Here is a 21,617-nt window from a genome sequence, read left to right as displayed (position 1 = left end):
TCACGGTCCATGCAGAGCACTGCGCTTCCCGTTTTTTCCTCCACGCCGAAGACCCAGGCCGAACGCCTGGCGCAGGCACTGGCCTCGCTCAACGAGGCGCAGCGCTCGGCGGTGGAGCACGGCGTGGGCGCGGCCATCGCGGCGCCCGACGAGCGGCCGCTGCTCGTCATCGCCGGTGCCGGCTCGGGCAAGACCAGTACGCTGGCGCATCGGGTGGCCAGCCTCATCGCCGGCGGCGTCGATCCGCAGCGCCTGCTGCTGCTGACCTTCTCGCGCCGCGCCGCGCAGGAAATGGAGCGCCGCGCCGGCCGCGTGCTGGCGCAGGTGCTGGGGCTGAAGTCGGAGGCGCCGCCCGCGCTGCCGTGGGCCGGCACCTTCCACGGCATCGGCGCGCGGCTGTTGCGCGAGTACGCGCCGCAGATCGGGCTCGACGAGAACTTCACCATCCACGACCGCGGCGACGCCGAAGACCTGATGGGGCTGGTGCGCCACGAGCTCGGGCTTTCTTCCACTGTCAACCGCTTCCCGCGAAAGGGCACCTGCCTGTCGATCTACTCGCGCTGCGTGAACACCCGCGCGCCGCTGGCCGACGTGCTCAAGGAAGCCTTTCCCTGGTGCGACGAATGGGAGGCCGAGCTGAAGAAGCTGTTCGGCGCGTACGTCGAGGCCAAGCAGCGGCAGAACGTGCTCGACTACGACGACCTGCTGCTCTACTGGGCCGAGATGGCGGCCGAGCCCGCGCTGGCCGCGCACATCGGCGCGCGTTTCGACCATGTGCTGGTCGACGAGTACCAGGACACCAACCTGCTGCAGGCGTCGATCCTGCTGGCGCTCAAGCCCGACGGGCGCGGCGTGACGGTGGTGGGGGACGACGCGCAGTCGATCTATTCCTTCCGCGGCGCGACGGTACGCAACATCCTCGACTTTCCCTCGCAGTTCACGCAGCCTGCGCGCGTGGTCACGCTGGAGCGCAACTATCGCTCGACGCAGCCGATCCTCGACGTGTCGAACCGCGTCATCGCGCAGGCCGCCGAGCGGCACGCCAAGACGCTGTGGACCGACAAGCCGTCGGCCGGCAAGCCGCTGCTCGTGCTGGTGCCCGACGAGGCGGGGCAGGCGCGCTGGGTGGCCGACAAGGTGCTGGCGCATCGCGAGGGCGGGCTGGCGCTGAAGTCGCAGGCGGTGCTGTTCCGCACCTCGTCGCACAGCGCCGCGCTCGAACTCGAGCTGGCGCGGCGCAACATCCCGTTCGTGAAGTTCGGCGGGCTCAAGTTTCTGGAGGCCTCGCATGTGAAGGACTTGCTCGCGGTGCTGCGCTTCGCGCAGAACCCACGCGGGCGCATGGCGGGCTTTCGCGTGACGCAGCTCATCCCCGGTATCGGGCCGGCCACGAGCGCGCGCCTGCTCGATGCGATGGAGCAGGCGGCCGACCCGGCCCAGGCGGTGCGCGAGTTCGTGCCGCCCTCCGCCGCGCGCGCGCAATGGGCCGACTTCGCGAAGGCCTACGAGGCGCTGCGCGAGCCCGCGCTGAAGTGGCCGGCCGACGTCGAGCTGGCGATGGACTGGTATCTGCCGCATCTGGAGCGCCTGTACGAAGACACCTCCGGCGTGCGGCGCGCCGACGTGGAGCAGCTCGCGCGGCTCGCGGCCGGGTACGCCTCGCGCGAACGCTTCCTTACCGAACTCACGCTCGATCCGCCCGAAGCCACCAGCGACCGACCGGGGCCGCCGCTGCTGGACGAGGACTACCTGATCCTCTCGACCATACATTCGGCCAAGGGGCAGGAATGGAATTCGGTTCACGTGCTCAATGTGGTCGACGGCTGCCTGCCGGCCGATGTCGCGCAGAGCGCGCAAGAACTGGAGGAGGAGCGGCGCCTGCTCTATGTGGCGATGACACGGGCGCGCGACCACCTGCACCTGCTGGTGCCGCAGCGCTTCCATGTCACGCAGCAGGCGGCGCGCGGCGACCGGCACCTGTATGCCAACCGCACACGCTTCATCGCCGATGCCGACCTGGAAGGCTTCGAGCAGCAGACCTGGCCGCCCCCGCCGGAGCGTCCGCCGGCGGTGCCGCCGCCCAGCTCGGTGATCGATCTGCGCAACAGGATGCGGGCCGCCTGGCGCTGAGCCGGAGACGGCATGGACAGGCCCTTGTGCCGACATGGTCACCGGCGGGCCGGTACTGAAACACTTGTTTCCAAATCGCGGTATCGCCAGCCCTGCGCGTGCCCGCAGCTATCGATTCGCTAGCGTGTGAAAAGCTGCTCACGAAGCTGCAAAACCCCGGGCAACTCAGGTATTGCAATACCGTGACAGCTTGGGCATAGTGAATCGACCTTCCCCTCTTTCTCACCTCTTCCCACCTCCCTCTTTTCTTTCTCAAGACCCCCAGAGAGAACTCCCGTTTCGTTTCGCCGGCCAAACCGCATCCCGCGGCGCGGTCATTTCCCCCAACCGTCAATTCCAGGAGGTCATTCATGAATTTGACGATCAGCGGTCATCACCTCGACGTCACACCTGCCTTGCGCACCTACGTCACGAGCAAGCTGGACCGGGTCATCCGACATTTCGACCAGGTGGTCGATGTGAAGGTGATCCTCACGGTGGAAAAGCAGAAGGAAAAGGAACGCCGCCAAAGGGCGGAATGCAACATCCACGTCAAGGGCAATGACATGTTCGCGGAGTCGAGCCACGCTGATCTCTACGCTGCGGTCGATGAGCTGGTCGACAAGCTCGACCGCCAGGTGGTGCGCCACAAGGACCGCCTGCAGGACCACCATCACGCGGCGCCCAAGCGCGTGATGTAAGGAGCCCCCGGGGGCTCGCATATCAAGGCCGCCTTCGGGCGGCTTTTTGTTTTCCGACTGTCACGGTCGGGCTTTTGGCAGTCGCCCAGAGGAGAGCGAGAGGCCTCTGGGCAACATGTAGACAGAAAGTAAATAGGGGGACTGGGGGTTTTTACCAAGCGGGTGCATAATCGCCCCCGCTCTGCACCCACCATGAATCGACTCGCGTCCATCCTGCCGCCCGCTCAAGTGCTTGTGAGCGTTGACGCTACCAGCAAGAAGCGTGCTTTCGAAGAAGCCGGCCTGCTGTTCGAAAGCCTTCACGGTCTGGGCCGTGCCCTCATCACCGACAGCCTCTTCGCGCGCGAGCGCCTCGGCTCCACCGGGCTGGGCCATGGCGTCGCCATTCCGCACGGCCGCATCAAGGGCCTCAAGTCGCCGATGGCTGCTGTGTTCCAGCTGGCCAACCCGATCGGCTTCGACGCCCCCGACGAGCAACCCGTCGCACTGCTGATCTTCCTGCTGGTTCCCGAAGCGGCCACGCAGAAGCACCTCGAAATCCTCTCCGAAATCGCCGAACTGCTGAGCGACGCAAGCCTGCGCGAACAGATCAAGTCCAGCACGGACGCCACGGCCCTGCACGACCTGATCGCCGGCTGGCAATCGACGCAAGTCGCCTGAGCGCATGCGTTGGCGCGCGCGGCTGCTGATAAGCTGCGCGGCTTCTTCTTCCCTCATCCCTCATTCCAACGCAAAGCCGGCGCCCGGGCGCCGTCTCCTGAACGCATGAAGCCGACCGTCATCAGCGCCGATGCCATGTTCGAGGAGTTCCGTGGCTCGCTCCGCTGGGAATGGCTGGCGGGGCTGGGGGCGTCGGAGCGCCAGTTCGATGCGGAGGTCATCAGCCGCGCGCAGTCGGCGGCGGACCTCGTCGGCTACCTCAACTACATCCACCCGTACCGGGTGCAGATCCTCGGCGCCCGCGAGGTCGCCTACCTGACGCGCGGCAGCGAGGAAGACTGCGCCCGGCGCATCGCCCGCATCGTCACGCTGGAGCCGCCGATGCTGGTGCTGGCCGACGGCCAGGCCGCGCCCGACGAGCTGCTGTCGATCTGCGAGCGCGCCCAGCTGCCGCTCTTCGCCACGCGCGAGTCATCGGCCTTCGTGATCGACCTGCTGCGCGCCTACCTGTCCAAGCACTTCGCCGAGCGCACCTCGATGCATGGCGTGTTCATGGACATCCTGGGCATGGGCGTGATGATCACGGGCGAGTCGGGTCTGGGCAAGAGCGAACTGGGGCTGGAACTGATCTCGCGCGGAAACGGCCTGGTGGCCGACGACGCGGTCGACCTCTACCGCATCAACCAGAACACCATCGAGGGCCGCTGCCCCGACCTGCTGCTGAACCTGCTCGAAGTGCGCGGCATCGGCCTGCTGGACATCCGCGCCATCTTCGGCGAGACGGCGGTGCGCCGGAAGATGCGGCTCAAGCTGATCGTGCACCTGGTGCGGCGCGACAGCTTCGAGCGCGACTACGAACGCATGCCCTCGGCGCCGCTCACGCAGGACGTGCTGGGCATTCCAGTGCGCAAGGTCATCATCCAGGTGGTGGCTGGGCGCAACATCGCCGTGCTGGTGGAGGCCGCGGTGCGCAATTCGATCCTGCAGCTGCGCGGCATCGACACGTACGCCGATTTCGTGGCGCGGCACCACAAGGCGATGGAAAGCTCGCGCGACGGGGATTGAGCGGTAGCGGCCGAAGAAAGGCCGAAGCCGCGCGGGTGGAAGGAGATTGCCGGGATCAGCGCTTCTTCGCGCAGTCTCCGCACAAGCCGTAGAGCGACATGGCGTGGTCCTGCAGGATCCAGCCCTTGTCCTTGGCGATCATCTGCTGGCGGCGCTCGATCTCGGCGTCGTAGAACTCCTCGACCTTGCCGCAGGAGGTGCAGATCAGGTGGTCGTGGTGGGTGCCTTCGTTCAGCTCGTAGACGGCCTTGCCGCTTTCGAAGTGGCTGCGTTCCAGGATGCCGGCCTGCTCGAACTGGGTGAGCACCCGGTAGACCGTGGCCAGACCGATGTCGGAGTGCTCGTTGAGCAGCACGCGGAACACGTCTTCCGCCGTCATGTGCCGCTGGGCGCCGGTCTGGAAGATCTCCAGGATCTTCAGGCGCGGCAGGGTGGCCTTGAGGCCGGTGTTCTTGAGTTCGTCGATGTTGGCCATGTTGGTTCCTGCGCCCCTGGCGGGGCCGCGGCGAAAGGCCCCGAAAAGGCCAGCCGCTACAATGGCCGATCATATCGCTACCCCCTTTTCCTCCCATGCCTGCCATCTTCCAACGCCGGCCCTGGCTGCTGGCTGCCGCCGTCGCGGCAACGCTCGCCCTCGGTGCCTGCAGCGGTTTCACCGAGCGCACGCGTGGTGCGCTGGCCGCCGTAACTCCCTACAAAGTCGAGGTGGTCCAGGGCAATTTCGTGTCGAAGGAACAGGTTGCGGCGCTCAAGCCGGGCATGTCCCGCCAGCAGGTGCGTGAAATCCTCGGAACCTCGCTGCTGAACGACGTCTTCCATTCCAACCGCTGGGACTACGTCTTCACCATCCGCCGCCAGGGCGTCGACCCGCAGGAACGCCACCTCACGGTGTTCTTCAACGGCGAGCTGCTCGACCGCTTCGAGGGCGACGAGATGCCCAGCGAGGAAGAATTCGTCGCCACGCTCGACACCCGCAAGAAATCCGGCAAGGTGCCCACGCTCGAGGCCTCGGAAGACGAGCTCAAGAAATACGCGCCCAAGGACGGCGACAAAAAGGCCGATGCCGACAAGGCCTCGCCGTCGGCCTCCCTGCCGCCGCTGCCGGCCGCCTACCCCCCGCTCGAAGCCGCGCACTGAGCGCTCGCTGGAGCATCGGCGGCAACGGGGAGGCCGCCGAGCCGAGAGGCCAGGCGGCCGTCCTTTTCGTGTCGATCCATGTTCCCGGCCGTTCCTGACCGCCTCGGGCCGTTTCGAAAACCTCGAAGACTGACTGAATCCGCGTGACCGAATCCACCTCCACCTCCACTTCCTCCGCCAATTCCGCCTCCGCGCCGCGCCGCGTCGCCATCGCCGGGGCTTCGGGCCGCATGGGCCACATGCTGATCGAGGCCGTGCGCAATGCGCCCGACCTGCGCCTGGCCGGCGCCCTCGACATCGTCGGCAGCCCGGCCCTGGGCTCCGATGCCGGCGCCTTCCTGGGTTTCGACAGCGGCGTGTCCATCGTGTCCGACCTGCGCGCAGGCCTGAAGGACGCGCAGGTGCTCATCGACTTCACCCGGCCCGAGGGCACGCTCGCGCACCTCGCGGTCTGCCGCGAGCTGGGCGTGCAGGCCGTGATCGGCACCACCGGCTTCAGCGACGCGCAGAAGGCCGAGATCGCCGAGATCGCCAAGGACATCGCGATCATGATGGCGCCCAACATGAGCGTGGGCGTCAACGTCACCTTCAAGCTGCTCGAAATGGCGGCCAAGGCCATGGCGACGGGATATGACATCGAGATCATCGAGGCGCACCACCGCCACAAGGTCGATGCACCCTCGGGCACCGCGCTCAAGATGGGCGAGGTCATCGCCGACGCGCTGGGCCGCGACCTCAAGGACTGCGCCGTCTACGCCCGCGAAGGCATCACCGGCGAGCGCGACCCGTCCACCATCGGCTTCTCGGCCATCCGCGGCGGCGACATCGTGGGCGACCACACCGTGCTGTTCGCCGGCACTGGCGAGCGCATCGAGATCACCCACAAGTCGTCCAGCCGCGTCACCTACGCCCAGGGCAGCCTGCGCGCGGTGCGCTTCCTGGCCGGGCAGCGCGCGGGCCTGTTCGACATGTACGACGTGCTCGGCCTTCGCTGACCGAGCGACGAAGAAGGACCGCCGATGAGCGTGCTCGAACTGCTGGCCCACGGTGACGGTGTCAGCCGTTCGGTGGCCGCGCTGCTGCTTGCGATGTCGATCGCGAGCTGGGTCATCATCCTCTGGAAGGCATGGCTGCTGCGCGGCGGCACGCGCGACGTGCTGCGCAGCATCGCGGCGTTCTGGCAGTCGTCCTCGCTGGCCGATGCCGAGCAGAAGCTCAGGGCCTTCGACCGGGCGACGCTCGTGTCTCCCGCCGTCTCGGCCATCCGCAGCGTGGCCGCGGGCGAGCCGGTCGGGACGCTGGGTGCCACGGTCGACCGCAACCAGCGCCTCACGCGCGTGCTGCGTGACGCCCTGCACGGCGCCCTGCGGCGGCTGCAGGCGGGGCAGATCCTGCTGGCCACCGTTGGCGCCACCGCGCCCTTCGTCGGGCTGCTGGGCACGGTCTGGGGCATCTACGGCGCGCTGACCGGCATTGCCGGCCAGACCGGCGGCTTCACCATCGACAAGGTGGCGGGCCCGGTCGGCGAGGCGCTCATCATGACGGCCTTCGGCTTGGCGGTGGCCATTCCGGCCGTGCTGGCCTACAACGTCTTCGGCCGCGTCATCGGCCGCATCGAAGCCGAGCTCGAAGGCTTCGCGCACGACCTGCTGGGCAGCTTCGGCGCCCCGCCGGCATCCGCCGCGCCGCCGCCCGCGCGGCCGATGCCGGTCTAGCCCCGTACGGCAAGGCGAGGCCATGGCCTTCGGTCGCACATCACTGGGAAGCGCCACCGGCGGCGGCGGTCGCGCCATGGGCGGGGGTGCCCAGCGGCCGCTGTCCGACATCAACGTCACGCCGCTGGTCGACGTGATGCTGGTGCTGCTGGTGATCTTCATCATCACCGCGCCGCTGATGGCCAGCTCGATCAAGCTCGACCTGCCGCAGACCGACGCCGGCCAGCCCAACGACGCGCCGAAGTTCGTGAGCCTGTCGGTCGACGCCTCGGGCAAGGTCTTCCTCAACGACAAGGCCGTGACCGACGAGGAACTGGCGCAGCAGCTCGAGAAGGCCGCCGCGGACAGCAAGGACACCGAGGTGCAGCTGCGTGCGGACCAGACCGTGCCCTACGGCAAGGTGGTCGCGCTCATGGGCATCGCGAACAAGGCCGGGCTGAGCCGCATCGGCTTCGTGACCGAGGCCGAGCCGGCGAAGAAGCCCGGCAGCTAGCCCCTGTAGCCGGGCCGGATCAGCCCAGCACCACTGGCTTGGTGTGCCAGATCTCGTGCGCATACTGCGCGATCGTGCGATCCGACGAGAACACCCCCATCCCCGCCACGTTGAGGATCGCCATCCGCGTCCACGCGTCCGAGTCGCGATACAGCGCGTCGACTTCCGCCTGCTTCGCCACGTAGCTCGCGTAGTCGGCCAGCAGCAGGTAGTGGTCGCCCCAGTTCACCAATGCGTCGTAGATGCCCTGGTAGCGCGAGGGCTCGCCCGGCGAGAAGGCGCCGTCGCGGATCGCGTCTAGCACGCGCTTGAGTTCGGCGTTGCCTTCGTAGATCTCGCGCGGCTGGTAGCCCCGGGCACGGATGTCGGCCACCTCGGGCGTGGTGTTGCCGAAGATGAAGATGTTCTCGGGCCCCACGCTCTCGCGCATTTCGACGTTCGCGCCGTCCAGCGTGCCGATGGTGAGCGCGCCGTTGAGCGCGAACTTCATGTTGCCGGTGCCCGAGGCTTCCGTGCCCGCCGTGGAGATCTGCTCCGACAGGTCGGCCGCCGGCATGATGATCTCCGCCAGGCTCACGCTGTAGTTCGGCAGGAACACCACCTTCAGCAGCTTGCCCACGCGCGCGTCGGCGTTGATGGTGGCCGCCACGTCGTTGATGAGCCGGATCACCAGCTTGGCCATCGCGTACGCCGACGCCGCCTTGCCCGCGAACACCACCACGCGCGGCACCATGTCCAGCGGCGTGCCAGCGGCCTGTGCGTCGAGGATGCGGTGGTAGCGCGTCACCACGTGCAGCACGTTGAGCAGTTGCCGCTTGTATTCGTGGATGCGCTTGACCTGCACGTCGAACATCGCGTCGGTGTCGATGTCGATCTTCAGGTGCTGCTCCACCCAGTTGGCCAGCCGCAGCTTGTTCTCGCGCTTGGCATGGCGGAAGGCGCGCACGAAGGCCGGCTGCGCGGCCATGGGCCTGAGCGCCTCCAGTTGCGAGAGGTCGCGCCGCCAGCCCTTGCCGATGCGCTGGTCGAGCAGCGCCGCCAGCGGCGGGTTGGCCTGCGCCAGCCAGCGCCGGGGCGTAACGCCGTTGGTCTTGTTGTTGAAGCGCTCGGGAAAGATCTTCGCGAAGTCCGAGAAGATCGACTGCTTCATCAGCTCCGAGTGCAGCCCCGACACGCCGTTGACCGAATGGCTCGCCAGCACCGCCACGTAGGCCATGCGCACGCGGCGCTCCCCGGTCTCGTCGACCAGCGAGAGGCGGCGCATCAGTTCCACGTCGTTGCCCACCTTCTGCGTCACCGTGGCGAGGAACTTCGCGTTGATGTCGTAGATGATCTGCAGGTGCCGCGGCAGGATGCGTCCGAGCATTTCCACCGGCCAGGTCTCCAGCGCCTCGTGCATCAGCGTGTGGTTGGTGTAGCTGAACACCTTCTGCGTGTGCGCCCAGGCCACGTCCCACGAGAGCCCGTGCTCGTCGAGCAGCAGGCGCATGAGCTCGGGCACCGCCAGCACCGGGTGCGTGTCGTTCAGGTGGATGCTGACCTTCTCCGAGAGCTGGTCGAATGTCTTGTGGTTGCGCAGGTAGCGGCGCAGCAGGTCCTGCACGCTCGCACTGCAGAAGAAGTACTCCTGGTGCAACCGCAGCTCGCGGCCGGAGGGCGTGGAGTCGTCGGGGTAGAGCACGCGCGAGACGTTCTCCGAGTGGTTCTTGCTCTCCACCGCCTGCATGTAGTTGCCGCGGTTGAAGGCCGAGAGGTCGATCTCCTCGGTGGCGCGCGCCGACCACAGCCGCAGCGTGTTGGTGGCCTGCGTGCCGTAGCCCGGGATGATGGTGTCGTAGGCCACCGCCAGCACGTCGTGCGTGTCGACCCAGTCGGCCGCGCCGCTGGGCACGCCGGCTCCCTCGCGCTTCTGCACGTGTCCGCCGAAGCGCACGCGGTAGTTCACCTCGGGCCGCTGGAACTCCCATGGGTTGCCGCGCGTGAGCCAGTAGTCGGGCGTTTCCACCTGCTGGCCGTCGACGATGCGCTGGCGGAACATGCCGTACTCGTAGCGGATGCCGTAGCCCATGCCCGGCACGCCCAGCGTGGCCATCGAGTCGAGAAAGCAGGCCGCCAGCCGGCCCAGGCCGCCGTTGCCCAGCGCCGCGTCGGGCTCGCGCTCGGACAGCGCCGCCATGTCCACGCCGAAGTCGGCCAGCGCCTCGCGCACCGTGTCGTACAGGTCCACCGCCAGCAGCGCATTGGTGAAGGTGCGCCCGATCAGGAACTCCATCGACAGGTAATAAACGCGCTTCAGGTCCTGCGCGTAGTTGGCGCGCGTGGTCATCATCCAGCGTTCGACCAGCTGGTCGCGCACGGCCTGCGAGGTGGCGTTGAGCCAGTCGTCCTGGCTGGCGGCGACGGGGTCCTTGCCGACCGCGTAGATCAGCTTGTTGGCCACGGCGCGCTTGAAGGCCGCGACGTCGCGGTCGGGGTGGTCGTATGCGAAGTCCTTGATCGTCATGGGGCACTCCCGGAAGAGGGTTGTCTATTTCAGGCTTTGCCGGTACACGTCGATGTACTGCTCGGCCGCGGTAGCCCAGTCGGCCGGCCGGCGCATGGCGTTGCCGCGCACGCGGCGCCAGTCGGGCGCGCGCTCGTAGAGCGCGAAGGCGCGGCGCAGTGCGCGTTCGTAGTCGGCGGCCTCGAAGCGGTCGAACACGAAGCCGGTGGCCTCGCCGCTGGCCAGGTCTTCCAGCGAGCTGTCGACCACCGTGTCGGCCAGCCCGCCGACGCGGCGCACCAGCGGCAGGCTGCCGTACTTGAGGCCGTACATCTGTGTGAGGCCGCAGGGCTCGAAGAGCGAGGGCACCAGCGTCACGTCGCCGGCGCCGAAGAGCTGGTGGGCCAGCGTCTCGTTGTAGCCGATGGTCACGGCCACCGACTGCGGCGCGGCCGCCGCGCGCTGGCGGAAGGCTTCCTCCAGCCAGGCCTCGCCGCTGCCCAGCAGCGCGAGCTGGCCGCCCTGGGCGAGCAGCGCGTCGAGCCCGCCGAGCACCAGGTGCAGGCCCTTCTGCTCGGTGAGGCGGCTCACGACGATGAAGAGCGGCGCATCCGGCCGTTCGGCCAGCCCCAGCTGGTGCTGCAGCACCGACTTGCAGCGCGCCTTGCCCGCCATGTGGCGGCCTTCGGGCGTGTGATAGCCCTGCACCAGCGCACTGTCGCCGGCCGGGTTCCAGACCTGGTCGTCGACCGCGTTGAGGATGCCGCTCAGCACCGCGCTGCGCTGGCGCAAGAGGCCGTCGAGCCCGCAGCCCTGCTCGGGCGTCTGAATTTCCAGCGCGTAAGTGGGGCTGACGGTGGTGAGCCGGTCGGCGAAGCACAGGCCGCCCTTCATGAACGAGACCTGTCCGTGGTACTCGAGGCCGTTCATCTGGAACGCGGCGCCCGGCAGGCCCAGCTCCGTGAAGTGCCAGGGCGCGAAGATGCCCTGGTAGGCCAGGTTGTGCACGGTGAAGACGCTGCCCACGTGCGGGGCGCCGGACTGCCGCGCGAAATGCAGGTAGGCAGGCGCGAGCGCGGCATGCCAGTCGTGCGCGTGCACCACCTCTGGCTGCCATGCCGGGTCCAGCCCCTGCGCCAGCCGCGCCGCGGCCCAGCCAAGCAAGGCGAAGCGGCGGTGGTTGTCGCCGTAGGGCTGGCGCGAGCTGTCTTCGTAGGGGTTGCCGGGCCGGTCGTACAGCGCCGGCGCGTCGATCACGTAGGCCGGGATGCCCGGCGCACCCTCGATGTCGATGTGTCCCAGCCGCAACCCGAAGCGCTCGCCCCATGGTGCGTCGAAGCCGGCCACGGGCGCGAGGTCGCGCACGCCGGCCACGATGGCCGGAAAACCCGGCAGCAGCACGCGCGCGTCCTGCCCGGCCGCCATGAGCGCCAGGGGAAGTGCGCCGGCGATGTCCGCCAGTCCGCCGGTCTTGAGGAGGGGAAAGAGTTCTGCGCTGACCTGGAGGATTCGCATCGTGGGATGGATCAGGCCGGGGTCAGCCGTTTCAGCATCTCGCGGGTGACGAGCACGACGCCGTTCTCGGTGCGCTCGAAGCGCGCGGCGTCCGCCTCGGCATCTTCGCCGATCACCATGTCCTCGGGGATGACGCAGGCGCGGTCGATCACCACGCGGTTCAGCCGCGCGCCGCGGCCGACCTCCACGTCGGGCAGCAGCACGGCCTCGTTGATCTCGCAGAAGGAATGCACGCGCACGCCCGAGAACAGCACCGAGCTGCTGACCTTGGAGCCCGAGACGATGCAGCCGCCCGAGACGATGGTGTTGACCGTCATGCCGTGGTGGCCGTTGCGGTCGAGCACGAACTTGGCCGGAGGCAGTTGCCGCTGGTAGGTCCAGATGGGCCAGTCCGTGTCATAGATGTCGAGTTCCGGGGTAATGGAGGCCAGGTCGAGGTTGGCTGCCCAGAATGCATCAATCGTGCCCACGTCGCGCCAGTAGGTCTTGGCCTCCGGCCCGCGCGAGGCCCGCGTGACGCACGACATGCCGAACGGGTGGGCCAGCGCACGGCCCTGGGCCACGGCGCGGGGAATGATGTCCTTGCCGAAGTCGTGGCTCGAATCCGGGTTGGCGTTGTCTTCCTCGAGCAGCTGGTAGAGGTACTCGGAGTCGAACACGTAGATGCCCATGCTCGCCAGCGCCGTGTCGGGCTTGCCGGGCATGGCGGGCGGGTCGGCGGGCTTCTCGAGGAAGTCGGTGATCTGGCGGCCGTCGTCCACTGCCATCACGCCGAAGGCCGTGGCCTCCATGCGCGGCACCTCGATGCAGCCGACCGTGCAGCCCAGGCCGTGCTCGGCATGGTCCTTCACCATCAGCGAGTAGTCCATCTTGTAGATGTGGTCGCCGGCCAGCACCACCACGTAGTCGTGCTTGGTCGAACGGGTCTGGATGATGTCCAGGTTCTGGAACACCGCGTCGGCGGTGCCGCGGTACCAGTGCTCGTCGCCCATGCGCTGCTGGGCGGGCAGCACGTCGACCATCTCGTTGAGTTCCGCGCGCAGGAAGCTCCAGCCGCGCTGCAGGTGGCGCATGAGCGAGTGCGACTTGTACTGCGTGACCACCGCCATGCGCCGGATGCCGGAGTTCAGGCAGTTCGACAGCGCGAAATCGATGATGCGGAACTTGCCGCCGAAGTACACGGCCGGCTTGGCGCGCCGGTCGGTCAGCTGCTTGAGGCGGGAGCCGCGTCCGCCGGCCAGCACCAGGGCGATGGTGCGGCGTACCAGTTGATGGGCCTGCAGCTCGTGCTGCGGCAGCTGCGCTTGCGGTGTGGGGTTGTCCATCCTGAGTCTCCGTCTTGTTGGTCGTTCGCCTGGCTGGAATACGCCGTCAGAGTTTCTGCATCGAGACTAGCACCGCGCCGGGCGGCTGGCTTCTACGTTCTTGCAATCCCGATGCTCGAAAACGGCACTTGTGCCGAGCCCTCCAGCGCCCGGGGGCCGTCGCCCGTGTCGGCCTCCGGATCGGTGCTCAGGCAGAGGAGCCACGCGCCCGGCGGCAGCGTGAACGACACGGCCTGCGCTCCCGCGTTCACCATCACCAGCCACGAACTGCTCCCGTCGCCTTCCTTTGCCGTTGTCCCATGCCCGAAGTGGATTGCAAGGGCCGTGCCCGTGTCGTTCCAGTCGGCGGGCGTCATCGGCTCGCCGTCGGGGCGCAGCCAGCGGATGCCGGGGGACGACGAGTCGTCGGGCGCCGGTTCGGCCGGCCACCAGCGCGTGCTGCGCAGGGCAGGGGCCTCGCGGCGCAGCGCGGCGAGGCGCGCGATGAAGGCGCCCAGGCGCGCCGCCTCGCTGCCGGGGGCGGAGGTGCCGATCCATGCAAGCCAGGTGGTGTCGTTGTCCTGGCAGTAGGCGTTGTTGTTGCCCTGCTGGCTATGGCCGAGCTCGTCGCCGGCCAGCAGCATCGGCGTGCCCTGGGACAGCATCAGCGTGGCGAGCAGCGCGCGCTGCAGCCGGGTGCGCAGGGCCAGCACGGCAGGGTCGTCGCTCGGCCCTTCCGCGCCGCAGTTGTTGCTGAGGTTGTGGCCGTGGCCATCGCGGTTGTTCTCGCCGTTGGCGAGGTTGTGGCGCTCGTCGTAGCTCACCAGGTCGCGCAGCGTGAAGCCGTCGTGCGCGGTGATGAAGTTGACGCTCGCCGTCGGCGCCCGGCCCCGGTGCGCGAACTCGGTGCTGGAGGCCGCGAAGCGATGGGCGAAATCGCCGAGGTTCGAGCGGTCGTCGCGATGCGCCTGCCGCAGCCAGAAGCCGCGCTGCGTGTCGCGATAGCGGTCGTTCCATTCGAGCCAGCCGGGCGGGAACTCGCCGAGACGGTAGCCGCCGGGGCCGATGTCCCAGGGCTCGGCGATGAGCAGCGTGCGCGAGAGCACCGGGTCCTGCGCGATCGCGGCGAAGAAGGGCGCGCGTGGGTCGAAGCCGCGCTGCGCGTCGGCGCGCCCCAGCACCGGCGCCAGATCGAAGCGGAACCCGTCGACACCCATCTCGCAGGCCCAGAAGCGCAGGCTGTCCATCACCAGCTGCAGCACGCGCGGCTCGCCGAGGTTCAGGCAGTTGCCGGTGCCGGCCCAGTTCTCGTAGAGCGAGCGGTCGTCGGTGCGCAGGTGGTAGTAGAGCGCGTTGTCGATGCCGCGCATCGACAGCGTCGGGCCGAGTTCGTCGCTCTCGGCGCTGTGGTTGTAGACCACGTCGATCACCAGCTCCATGCCGCGCGCGTGGATCGCGTCGGCCATCGCACGGAACTCGCTGGCGGGCGTGGTGCCGGGGCGGCCGCTCCAGTAGCGGGCCTCCGGAGCGAACCAGCCGATGGTGTTGTAGCCCCAGTAGTTGCTCAGGCCCATGCGCAGCAGGCGGGGCTCGTCGGCGCGGTGCTGCACGGGCATGAGGCTCAGGGTGGTGACGCCCAGGCGCTGGAGGTGGTCGAGCACGGCGGGCTCGGCGAGGCCGGCGTAGGTGCCGCGCAGCGGTGCGGGGACCGCGGGGTTGAGCTTGGTCTGGCCCTTGACGTGGAGTTCGTAGAGGACGCGGTCGCCTGGTGCGATGCGGGCGTGGCCTGCTGTTGCTGCCGGGGCCAGAGGGGTTGCTACCCGTGCCTTGAGGGCGACTGCTGCGTTGTCTCGAGGGTCTCTTTTTTCCGGGTTCGCGGGGTCGTGGCCGAGGAAGAGGTCTCTGCCGTCGTAGGTGCCTGTGATTTCGCGGGCGTAGGGGTCGAGGAGGAGCTTCGATGGGTTGAAGCGGTGGCCTGTTTTCGGATTCCAGGGGCCGTGGACTCGGTAGGCGTAGACGAGGCCTGGCTTGCCGCTGGAGAGGTGGCCGTGCCAGATGCCGTCTGTTTGTTCTTTCAGGCTCAGGCGTTGTTGTTCGTTGTTGCCTGTGGTGTCGAAGATGCACAGGTCTACGGCTTCTGCTGAAGGGGCTGCGAGGGCGAAGTTGATGCCTTGTTGGGAAGGGGTTGCACCCAAGGGGAAGGGCTTGCCTGGGCTCAGCATGCTGTTGGCTCCTCTGGGAGTTTGCTTCCCGAGGCCGGGACTCGCCCCGGCGGGCGACCTACTTTTCTTTGCTTCGCCAAAGAAAAGTAGGCAAAAGAAAGGCGACCCCACTGTCTGCGACCCCTTCGCTGCGCTACGGGGCAACCTGCGGTGCTCGCGTTTCGCGGGGTCTCGCAGAACTCGCTTCGCTCAGACAGCTGCGAGCCCTGATCCGCGAAACGCTGCGCTCCTCGGCGCAGCCAGAGGGGAGGGGGAACGGGCGGGCCATCGCTGCGCTCGGCCACCAAGGCACTGCAAGCGCTTCGCGCCTGCAGTGCTTGGAATGAGACGGTGGGATGTTGGGGCTGTGAGGTCGTTGGACCTGTGTGCGATATCAGGTGCGCGTTGCTGAGGACGGGAGCATGTGAACAAGTTCGTGACCCACATCCTCGGCCGAGCAAAGCGAAGGCCAGTCCAGGCTGTTCCCAAAGCCGAGCGAAGCGATGGCGCGGATCGCTCCCTTCTGGCTGCGCCGAGGAGCGCAGACGTAGGAGGGATAAGGGCCGCAGCTGTTTGAGCGCAACGTAGTGGAGCGAGTTCTGCGGACCCCCTCCGGAGTCGAGCACCGCAGGTTGCCCGTAGCGAAGCGAAGGGACGCAGACAGTAGGGTCGCCGTTCTTTTGCCTACGTTTCTTTGGCGAAGCAAAGAAAAGTAGGTCGGCTGCCGGGCCGAGACCCGGCCCCGGAAAGCAACCTACCCAAGAAGTCAAACCAGCACCCACATCAAGGTACCCAACGGAGGCAAATCGATCAAAACCGAATCCGCCCTCCCATGCCAGGCAACAGGAGAGCTTTCAACAACCCCGTTCCCCACACCGCTCCCCCCATACACAACCCCATCCGTATTGATGACCTCCCGGTAGGAACCGGCAGAAGGCACCCCCAACCGATACCCCATCCGAGGCACAGGCGTGAAGTTGCAAACCACGACAACAAACGCCCCATCGCGAGCCCGCCGCACGAACGCAAATACCGACTGATCCGAGTCGTCATGCACGACCCACTCGAACCCTCGAGCCTCATGGTCGAGCTCATGCAGCGCCGGAAAGTGCCGATAAACATTGTTCAGATCCCGCACCAGCCTCCGCACCCCCTGGTGCGACGCATGCTCCAGCAGATGCCAGTCCAGGCTGCGATCCGCATTCCACTCCGCGTACTGCGCAAACTCCCCACCCATGAAGAGCAGCTTCTTCCCCGGATAAGCCCAGAGGTACCCATACAGGTTGCGCAGCCCCGCGAACTTCTGCCATTCGTCGCCGGGCATGCGCCCGATCATCGACCCCTTGCCGTGCACAACTTCGTCGTGCGACAGCGGCAGCACGAAGTTCTCGCTGTGCGCGTACATCAGGCCGAAAGTGATCTGCCGGTGATGGTGCTTGCGGTAGACCGGGTCGGTGCCGGCATACGCCAGCGTGTCGTTCATCCAGCCCATGTTCCATTTGTAGTGGAAGCCCAGGCCGCCATCTTCGGGCGGGCGGGTCACGCCGGGAAAGCTGGTCGACTCCTCGGCGATGGTCACCGCACCGGCTCGCTCGACGCCGACCACGCGGTTCATACGGCGCAGGAATTCGATGGCTTCCAGGTTCTCTCGGCCGCCGAGTGCGTTGGGAATCCACTCGCCCGACTTGCGGCTGTAGTCGCGGTAGAGCATCGAAGCCACAGCGTCGACGCGCAGGCCGTCGACGCCGTAGCGCTCCAGCCAGTACAGCGCGTTGCCGACGAGGTAGTTGCGGACTTCCGTGCGCGCGTAGTTGAAGATCAGCGTCTGCCAGTCGTTGTGGAAGCCTTCGCGCGGGTCGGCGTATTCGTACAGCGCGGTGCCGTCGAAGCGGCCCAGGCCGTGCGAATCGGTCGGGAAGTGCGCGGGCACCCAGTCGAGGATCACGCCCAGCCCGGCCGCATGCGCGGCTTCGACGAAATGGCGGAAGTCGCCCGGCGTGCCGAAGCGGGAGGTTGGCGCATAGAGGCCGATGGGCTGGTAGCCCCACGAGCCGTCGAAGGGGTGCTCGCTCACGGGCAGCAGCTCGATGTGCGTGAAGCCCATGTCGCGCGCGTACGGCACCAGCGTGTCGGCCAGCTCGCGGTAGTCCAGCCACTCGTGGCCGTTCTTGCGGCGCCACGAGCCTAGGTGCACTTCGTAGATGCTGATGGGCGCGTCGCGGCCGTTGGCGGCGGCGCGGCCTTCGGGCATCTTCACCGGCGCGGGCAGGGGCTGCACCACGCAGGCGGTGTCGGGGCGCAGCTGCGCGGAGAAGGCGAATGGGTCGGCCTTGCGCAGCACCTCGCCTTGCGCCGACAGGATCTCGAACTCGTAGCTGTCGCCCACGGACACGTGCGGCGCGAAGATCTCCCACACGCCGCACTCGCGGCGCAGCCGCATCATGTGGCGCCGGCCGTCCCAGTTGTTGAAGCTGCCGACGACCGACACGCGCTTCGCGTTCGGCGCCCAGACCGCGAAGGCCACGCCCTTCACGCCGTCCATCTCGCGCAGGTGCGCGCCCAGCCGCTCCCACGGCCGCAGGTGCGTGCCCTCGGCCAGCAGCCACACGTCGGTCTCGCCGAGCACGAACGGAAAGCGGTAGGGGTCTTCGAGCCGCGAGGTGTGCGTATCCCAGTCGACCTGGAAGGAATAGCCCATGCGGGCCTCGGCGGCCGGAACGAGGCCGCTGAACAGGTCGGACTCCGGGTGGCGCGTGAGTATCGACAGCGGCCAGCCGGTGCGCGAATGCACCACCGCCACATGCTGGGCGCCGGGCAGCAGCGCGCGCACGACCAGGCCTTCGGGCGTCTCGTGCGGGCCGAGCACGGCGAAGGCATCGCCATGCTCCGCGCGCATCAGCGCGTGGATTTCGGACTCTGGCAGCGGCTTCAAGGGCATGGTGATCGGGCTCGGCTTCATCCTTCCCCGGCGGACGCGCCGAAGAAGACGCCGTACGGCGCCAGTTGCAGCATGCGCTTTCCGTCGGAGGTGTGGATGACGGAGGTCGCCGCCAGCGGCTGTCCGACAAGAGGTGTCAGTCCGTCCGGCAGCGGCATCGACACGGGCTCGCCGCTGAAGTTGAAGATCGCCTGCAGCGGCGAAGCGCCGTCGCCGTACCGCTCGAAGTGCAGCAGCCGCGGCTCCTGCGTGTCGAAGAAGCGGATGCCGGCGGTGCGCAGCAGCGGCTGGGTGCGCCGCCAGCTCAACAGGGTGCGGCTGAAGGCGAGCATCGAATCGGCGTCGGCGGCCTGGCGTTCGATGGCCAGCGGCAGGTGCGGGCCGTATACCGGCAGCCAGGGGGTGCCAGTGGTGAAGCCGCCGTTGGGCGCCTCGCCGGTCCAGGGCATCGGCGTGCGGCAGCCGTCGCGGCCCTTGAACTCGGGCCAGAAGGCGCGGCCGTACGGGTCCTGCAGCAGCTCGAAAGGCACCTCGGCCTCGGTCAGGCCCAGTTCCTCGCCCTGGTAGATGCTGGCGCTGCCGCGCAGCGAGAGCAGCAGTGCGAGCCAGAGCCGGTCGCGGCGCGTGTCGGGCGCGCCGCCGCCGCTCCAGCGGGTGGCGACGCGCGGCACGTCGTGGTTCGACACTGCCCAGCAGCCCCAGCCGCCGGTGGGCGCCAGCGCGCTGTCGAGCGCCTCGACCTGGTGGCGCAGGTGCGCGGGGCTGTGGTCGGCCGTCAGGAGGCTGAAGCTGTAGGCCAGGTGCAGGCGCTTGCCGAGTTCGGTGTACTGGGCCATGACCGGCGGCGCGTTCTCGTCGCCGACCTCGCCCAGCGCCACCGCGCCGTACTCGTCGAGCAGCCGGCGCAGCCCTTCGAGGAACGCCAGGTTCTCGTGCTGGCTCTTGTCGTACAGGTGCTGCTGCATCGCGTACGGGTTGTCGGCGCGCACCGTACTGACCTCGCCGATGGAGGCCAGCGAGGCCGGCGGGTTGTCGCGCAGCAGCGCGTCGTGGAACTGGTGGTTGCAGGCGTCGAAGCGGAAGCCGTCCACCCCCCGCTCGCACCAGAAGCGCACCTCGCCCAGCAGCGCCTGCTGCACTTCGGCGCAGTGGAAGTTCAGGTCGGGCTGTTCGGCCAGGAAGCTGTGCAGGTAGTACTGGCGGCGGCGCGAGTCCCACTGCCAGGCCGGGCCGCCGAACACCGAGAGCCAGTTGGTCGGCGGCGTGCCGTCGGGCTTCGGGTCGGCCCACACGTACCAGTCGGCCTTGGGGTTGTCGCGGGAGCTGCGGCTTTCGGAGAACCAGGCGTGCTGGTCGGAAGTGTGCGAGAGCACCTGGTCGATGATGAGCTTCAGGCCCAGCGCGTGCATCCGCGCCAGCATGGCGTCGAAGTCGGCCAGCGTGCCGAAGAGCGGATCGACCGCGCGGTAGTCGGACACGTCGTAGCCGAAGTCCTTCATCGGAGAGCGGAAGAAGGGCGAGACCCAGACGGCGTCGACGCCGAGGCCGGCCACGTGCTCCAGCCGGGACGTGATGCCCGGCAGGTCGCCGATGCCGTCGCCGTTGCTGTCCATGAAGCTGCGCGGGTAGATCTGGTAGATCACCGCGCCGCGCCACCATTCGCTGTCGCTGCCGTCGGTTTTGCTGCTGGCCATGCCGGTCCCTGTGGTCTGAAAATCATTGTGGCATGCGAAATCCGGGCCAGTGATACGGTCATGCGGGCGTCGGAGCACGGCATGGGGGGCGTGAAGCTTTCTACACTGAGCGCCGTTCCCGGTTTTGAAAATGACGATTCCAGATCCCGCTTCCCCTTCTTCCTCCCTGGCCGCGCTCGAGGCCCGGCTCGCCCAGGACCTTTCCTACCTCGGCTGGCCCGCCCGCAACTGGATGCCGCCGCGGCAGGCCGCCAATGGCGAGGCCATGATCGACGTGGCCATCATCGGCGGCGGGCAGGCCGGGCTGGCCGCCTCGGTGGCGCTGGCGCAGCTGGGCATCCGCGCCGTGGTGTTCGATCGTTCGCCCGCCGGCAGCGAAGGCCCGTGGGCCACCACCGCCCGCATGGAGACGCTGCGCTCGCCCAAGGAACTCACCGGTCCCGCACTGGGCCTGCCCGCGCTCACCTTCCGCGCCTGGTTCGAGGCCCAGTTCGGGCTGGAGGCCTGGGCGGCGATGGACAAGATCCCGCGCCTGCAGTGGATGGACTACCTCGTCTGGTACCGCCGCGTGATGAACGTGGACGTGCGCAACGGCATGACGGTCACGGCGATCCATCCCCTGCCCGACGCGACCGGCGTGCGCCTCGACCTGCGCTCGAGCGAAGGCGAAGTCAGCAGCGTGCTGGCCCGTCGCCTGGTGCTGGCCACCGGGCGCGATGGCCTCGGCGGCCCGGCCGTGCCGGCCTTCGTGGACGCCCTGCCGCGCTCGAAGTGGGCGCATTCCTCCGACGAGATGGACTACGGCAAGCTCAAGGGCCTGCGCGTGGGCGTGATCGGCGCGGGCTCCTCGGCCATGGACAGCGCCGCCACCGCGCTGGAGGCCGGCGCCCACAGCGTCGAGCTGCTGATCCGCCGCCCCGACCTGCCGCGCGTCAACAAGGGCAAGGGCGCGGGCGTGCCGGGCCTCACGCAGGGGCACTACGATCTGCCCGACGAGCTCAAGTGGCGCATCCGCCACTACATCAACGTGCTGAACGTGCCGCCGCCGCACGGCAGCACGCTGCGGGTGTCGCGCCATTCCAATGCCTTCTTCAACTTCGGCTGCCCGGTGTTGTCGGTCGAATCGAAGGGCGACGCGATGGTGGTGTCGACGCCCAAGGGCGATTTCGAGTTCGACTTCCTGATCGTCTCGACCGGCTTCAAGGTCGACTGGCCGAACCGCCCCGAGTTCGCCGCCATCGCGCCCCACGTGCGAACCTGGAAGGACCGTTTCACGCCCGCCCCGGGCGACGAAGACCAGGAACTGTCCGACTCCCCCGACCTCGGCCCGTCCTTCGAATTCAAGGCGCGCACGCCCGGCGAATGCCCGGGGCTCGGGCGCATCCACTGCTTCTGCTACCCGGCGGCGCTGTCGCACGGCACGGTGTCGGGCGACATCCCTGCCATCAGCGACGGCGCCAAGCGGCTGGCCAGTGGCATCGCCAGCCTGTTCTACCGCGAGGATTTCGACCAGCACTGGGCCTACCTGCAGGAGTTCGCCGAGCCGGAGCTTTTCGGCGACGAATGGACCCCTGCGCTGCCGCCCAAGGAAAGAAATTGAGAA

16 protein-coding genes are annotated in these 21,617 nt (G+C 68.1%); 9 read left to right on the top strand and 7 right to left on the bottom strand.

Annotated elements, in window-relative coordinates:
• Positions 1 to 9: 9 nt before the first annotated feature.
• From EJP67_RS13610 to hprK, 4 genes are all read left to right on the top strand, one after another.
• Complete coding sequence (locus EJP67_RS13610) at positions 10 to 2,130, top strand: ATP-dependent helicase (RefSeq protein WP_126022250.1); 2,121 nt, start codon at positions 10 to 12, stop codon at positions 2,128 to 2,130.
• A gap of 350 nt (positions 2,131 to 2,480) precedes the next feature.
• Positions 2,481 to 2,810 (top strand): ribosome hibernation-promoting factor, HPF/YfiA family, encoded by a 330-nt coding sequence (hpf, locus tag EJP67_RS13605; RefSeq protein WP_125948955.1) that lies wholly within the window; start codon positions 2,481 to 2,483, stop codon positions 2,808 to 2,810.
• 192 nt (positions 2,811 to 3,002) lie between these two features.
• Positions 3,003 to 3,470, top strand: coding sequence for a PTS sugar transporter subunit IIA (locus tag EJP67_RS13600; protein ID WP_019655574.1), 468 nt, complete (start codon positions 3,003 to 3,005; stop codon positions 3,468 to 3,470).
• A gap of 105 nt (positions 3,471 to 3,575) precedes the next feature.
• Positions 3,576 to 4,535 (top strand): HPr(Ser) kinase/phosphatase, encoded by a 960-nt coding sequence (gene hprK / locus EJP67_RS13595; RefSeq protein WP_126022249.1) that lies wholly within the window; start codon positions 3,576 to 3,578, stop codon positions 4,533 to 4,535.
• A 55-nt stretch (positions 4,536 to 4,590) separates the two neighbouring features.
• Here hprK and fur read toward each other — a convergent pair whose 3' ends face one another.
• Positions 4,591 to 5,010, bottom strand: coding sequence for a ferric iron uptake transcriptional regulator (gene fur / locus EJP67_RS13590; protein WP_126022248.1), 420 nt, complete (start codon positions 5,008 to 5,010; stop codon positions 4,591 to 4,593).
• Positions 5,011 to 5,105: 95 nt separating this feature from the next.
• Between fur and EJP67_RS13585 the strand changes: the two genes are divergently transcribed.
• From EJP67_RS13585 to EJP67_RS13570, 4 genes are all read left to right on the top strand, one after another.
• A complete protein-coding gene (locus EJP67_RS13585; RefSeq protein WP_126022247.1) occupies positions 5,106 to 5,672 on the top strand; it encodes an outer membrane protein assembly factor BamE in 567 nt (188 codons plus the stop codon).
• A gap of 143 nt (positions 5,673 to 5,815) precedes the next feature.
• On the top strand, positions 5,816 to 6,667 hold the full coding sequence (gene dapB, locus EJP67_RS13580; protein ID WP_126022246.1) for a 4-hydroxy-tetrahydrodipicolinate reductase: 852 nt from the start codon (positions 5,816 to 5,818) through the stop codon (positions 6,665 to 6,667).
• 24 nt (positions 6,668 to 6,691) lie between these two features.
• On the top strand, positions 6,692 to 7,387 hold the full coding sequence (locus EJP67_RS13575) for a MotA/TolQ/ExbB proton channel family protein (RefSeq protein WP_126022245.1): 696 nt from the start codon (positions 6,692 to 6,694) through the stop codon (positions 7,385 to 7,387).
• A gap of 22 nt (positions 7,388 to 7,409) precedes the next feature.
• The gene (locus tag EJP67_RS13570; protein ID WP_126022244.1) at positions 7,410 to 7,880 is read left to right on the top strand and encodes an ExbD/TolR family protein; all 471 of its coding nucleotides are present in this window, start codon (positions 7,410 to 7,412) and stop codon (positions 7,878 to 7,880) included.
• Positions 7,881 to 7,899: 19 nt separating this feature from the next.
• Here EJP67_RS13570 and EJP67_RS13565 read toward each other — a convergent pair whose 3' ends face one another.
• From EJP67_RS13565 to EJP67_RS13535, 6 genes are all read right to left on the bottom strand, one after another.
• Positions 7,900 to 10,383: a glycogen/starch/alpha-glucan phosphorylase gene (locus tag EJP67_RS13565; protein WP_126022243.1), complete on the bottom strand. Its 2,484-nt coding sequence runs from the start codon at positions 10,381 to 10,383 to the stop codon at positions 7,900 to 7,902.
• 24 nt (positions 10,384 to 10,407) lie between these two features.
• Positions 10,408 to 11,877, bottom strand: coding sequence for a glycogen synthase GlgA (gene glgA / locus EJP67_RS13560; protein WP_126022242.1), 1,470 nt, complete (start codon positions 11,875 to 11,877; stop codon positions 10,408 to 10,410).
• Between the two features lie 11 nt (positions 11,878 to 11,888).
• Complete coding sequence (gene glgC / locus EJP67_RS13555) at positions 11,889 to 13,202, bottom strand: glucose-1-phosphate adenylyltransferase (RefSeq protein ID WP_126022241.1); 1,314 nt, start codon at positions 13,200 to 13,202, stop codon at positions 11,889 to 11,891.
• Between the two features lie 92 nt (positions 13,203 to 13,294).
• Entirely contained in the window at positions 13,295 to 15,403 is a 2,109-nt protein-coding gene (gene glgX / locus EJP67_RS13550) for a glycogen debranching protein GlgX (protein WP_126022240.1), read from the bottom strand.
• 745 nt (positions 15,404 to 16,148) lie between these two features.
• A complete protein-coding gene (glgB, locus tag EJP67_RS13540; protein WP_126022239.1) occupies positions 16,149 to 18,320 on the bottom strand; it encodes a 1,4-alpha-glucan branching protein GlgB in 2,172 nt (723 codons plus the stop codon).
• A gap of 17 nt (positions 18,321 to 18,337) precedes the next feature.
• The gene (locus EJP67_RS13535) at positions 18,338 to 20,014 is read right to left on the bottom strand and encodes an alpha-amylase family glycosyl hydrolase (protein WP_126022238.1); all 1,677 of its coding nucleotides are present in this window, start codon (positions 20,012 to 20,014) and stop codon (positions 18,338 to 18,340) included.
• Between the two features lie 130 nt (positions 20,015 to 20,144).
• Here EJP67_RS13535 and EJP67_RS13530 point away from each other — a divergent pair, with 130 nt between their 5' ends.
• Positions 20,145 to 21,614: an NAD(P)-binding domain-containing protein gene (locus tag EJP67_RS13530; protein ID WP_126022237.1), complete on the top strand. Its 1,470-nt coding sequence runs from the start codon at positions 20,145 to 20,147 to the stop codon at positions 21,612 to 21,614.
• Positions 21,615 to 21,617: the final 3 nt, after the last annotated feature.

The organism is Variovorax guangxiensis (genome assembly GCF_003952165.1).
GTDB classification, from domain to species: Bacteria; Pseudomonadota; Gammaproteobacteria; order Burkholderiales; family Burkholderiaceae_C; genus Variovorax; species Variovorax guangxiensis.
The sequence above is the reverse complement of the archived record's forward strand: the minus strand, read 5'-3'. Positions and strand labels throughout refer to the sequence as shown.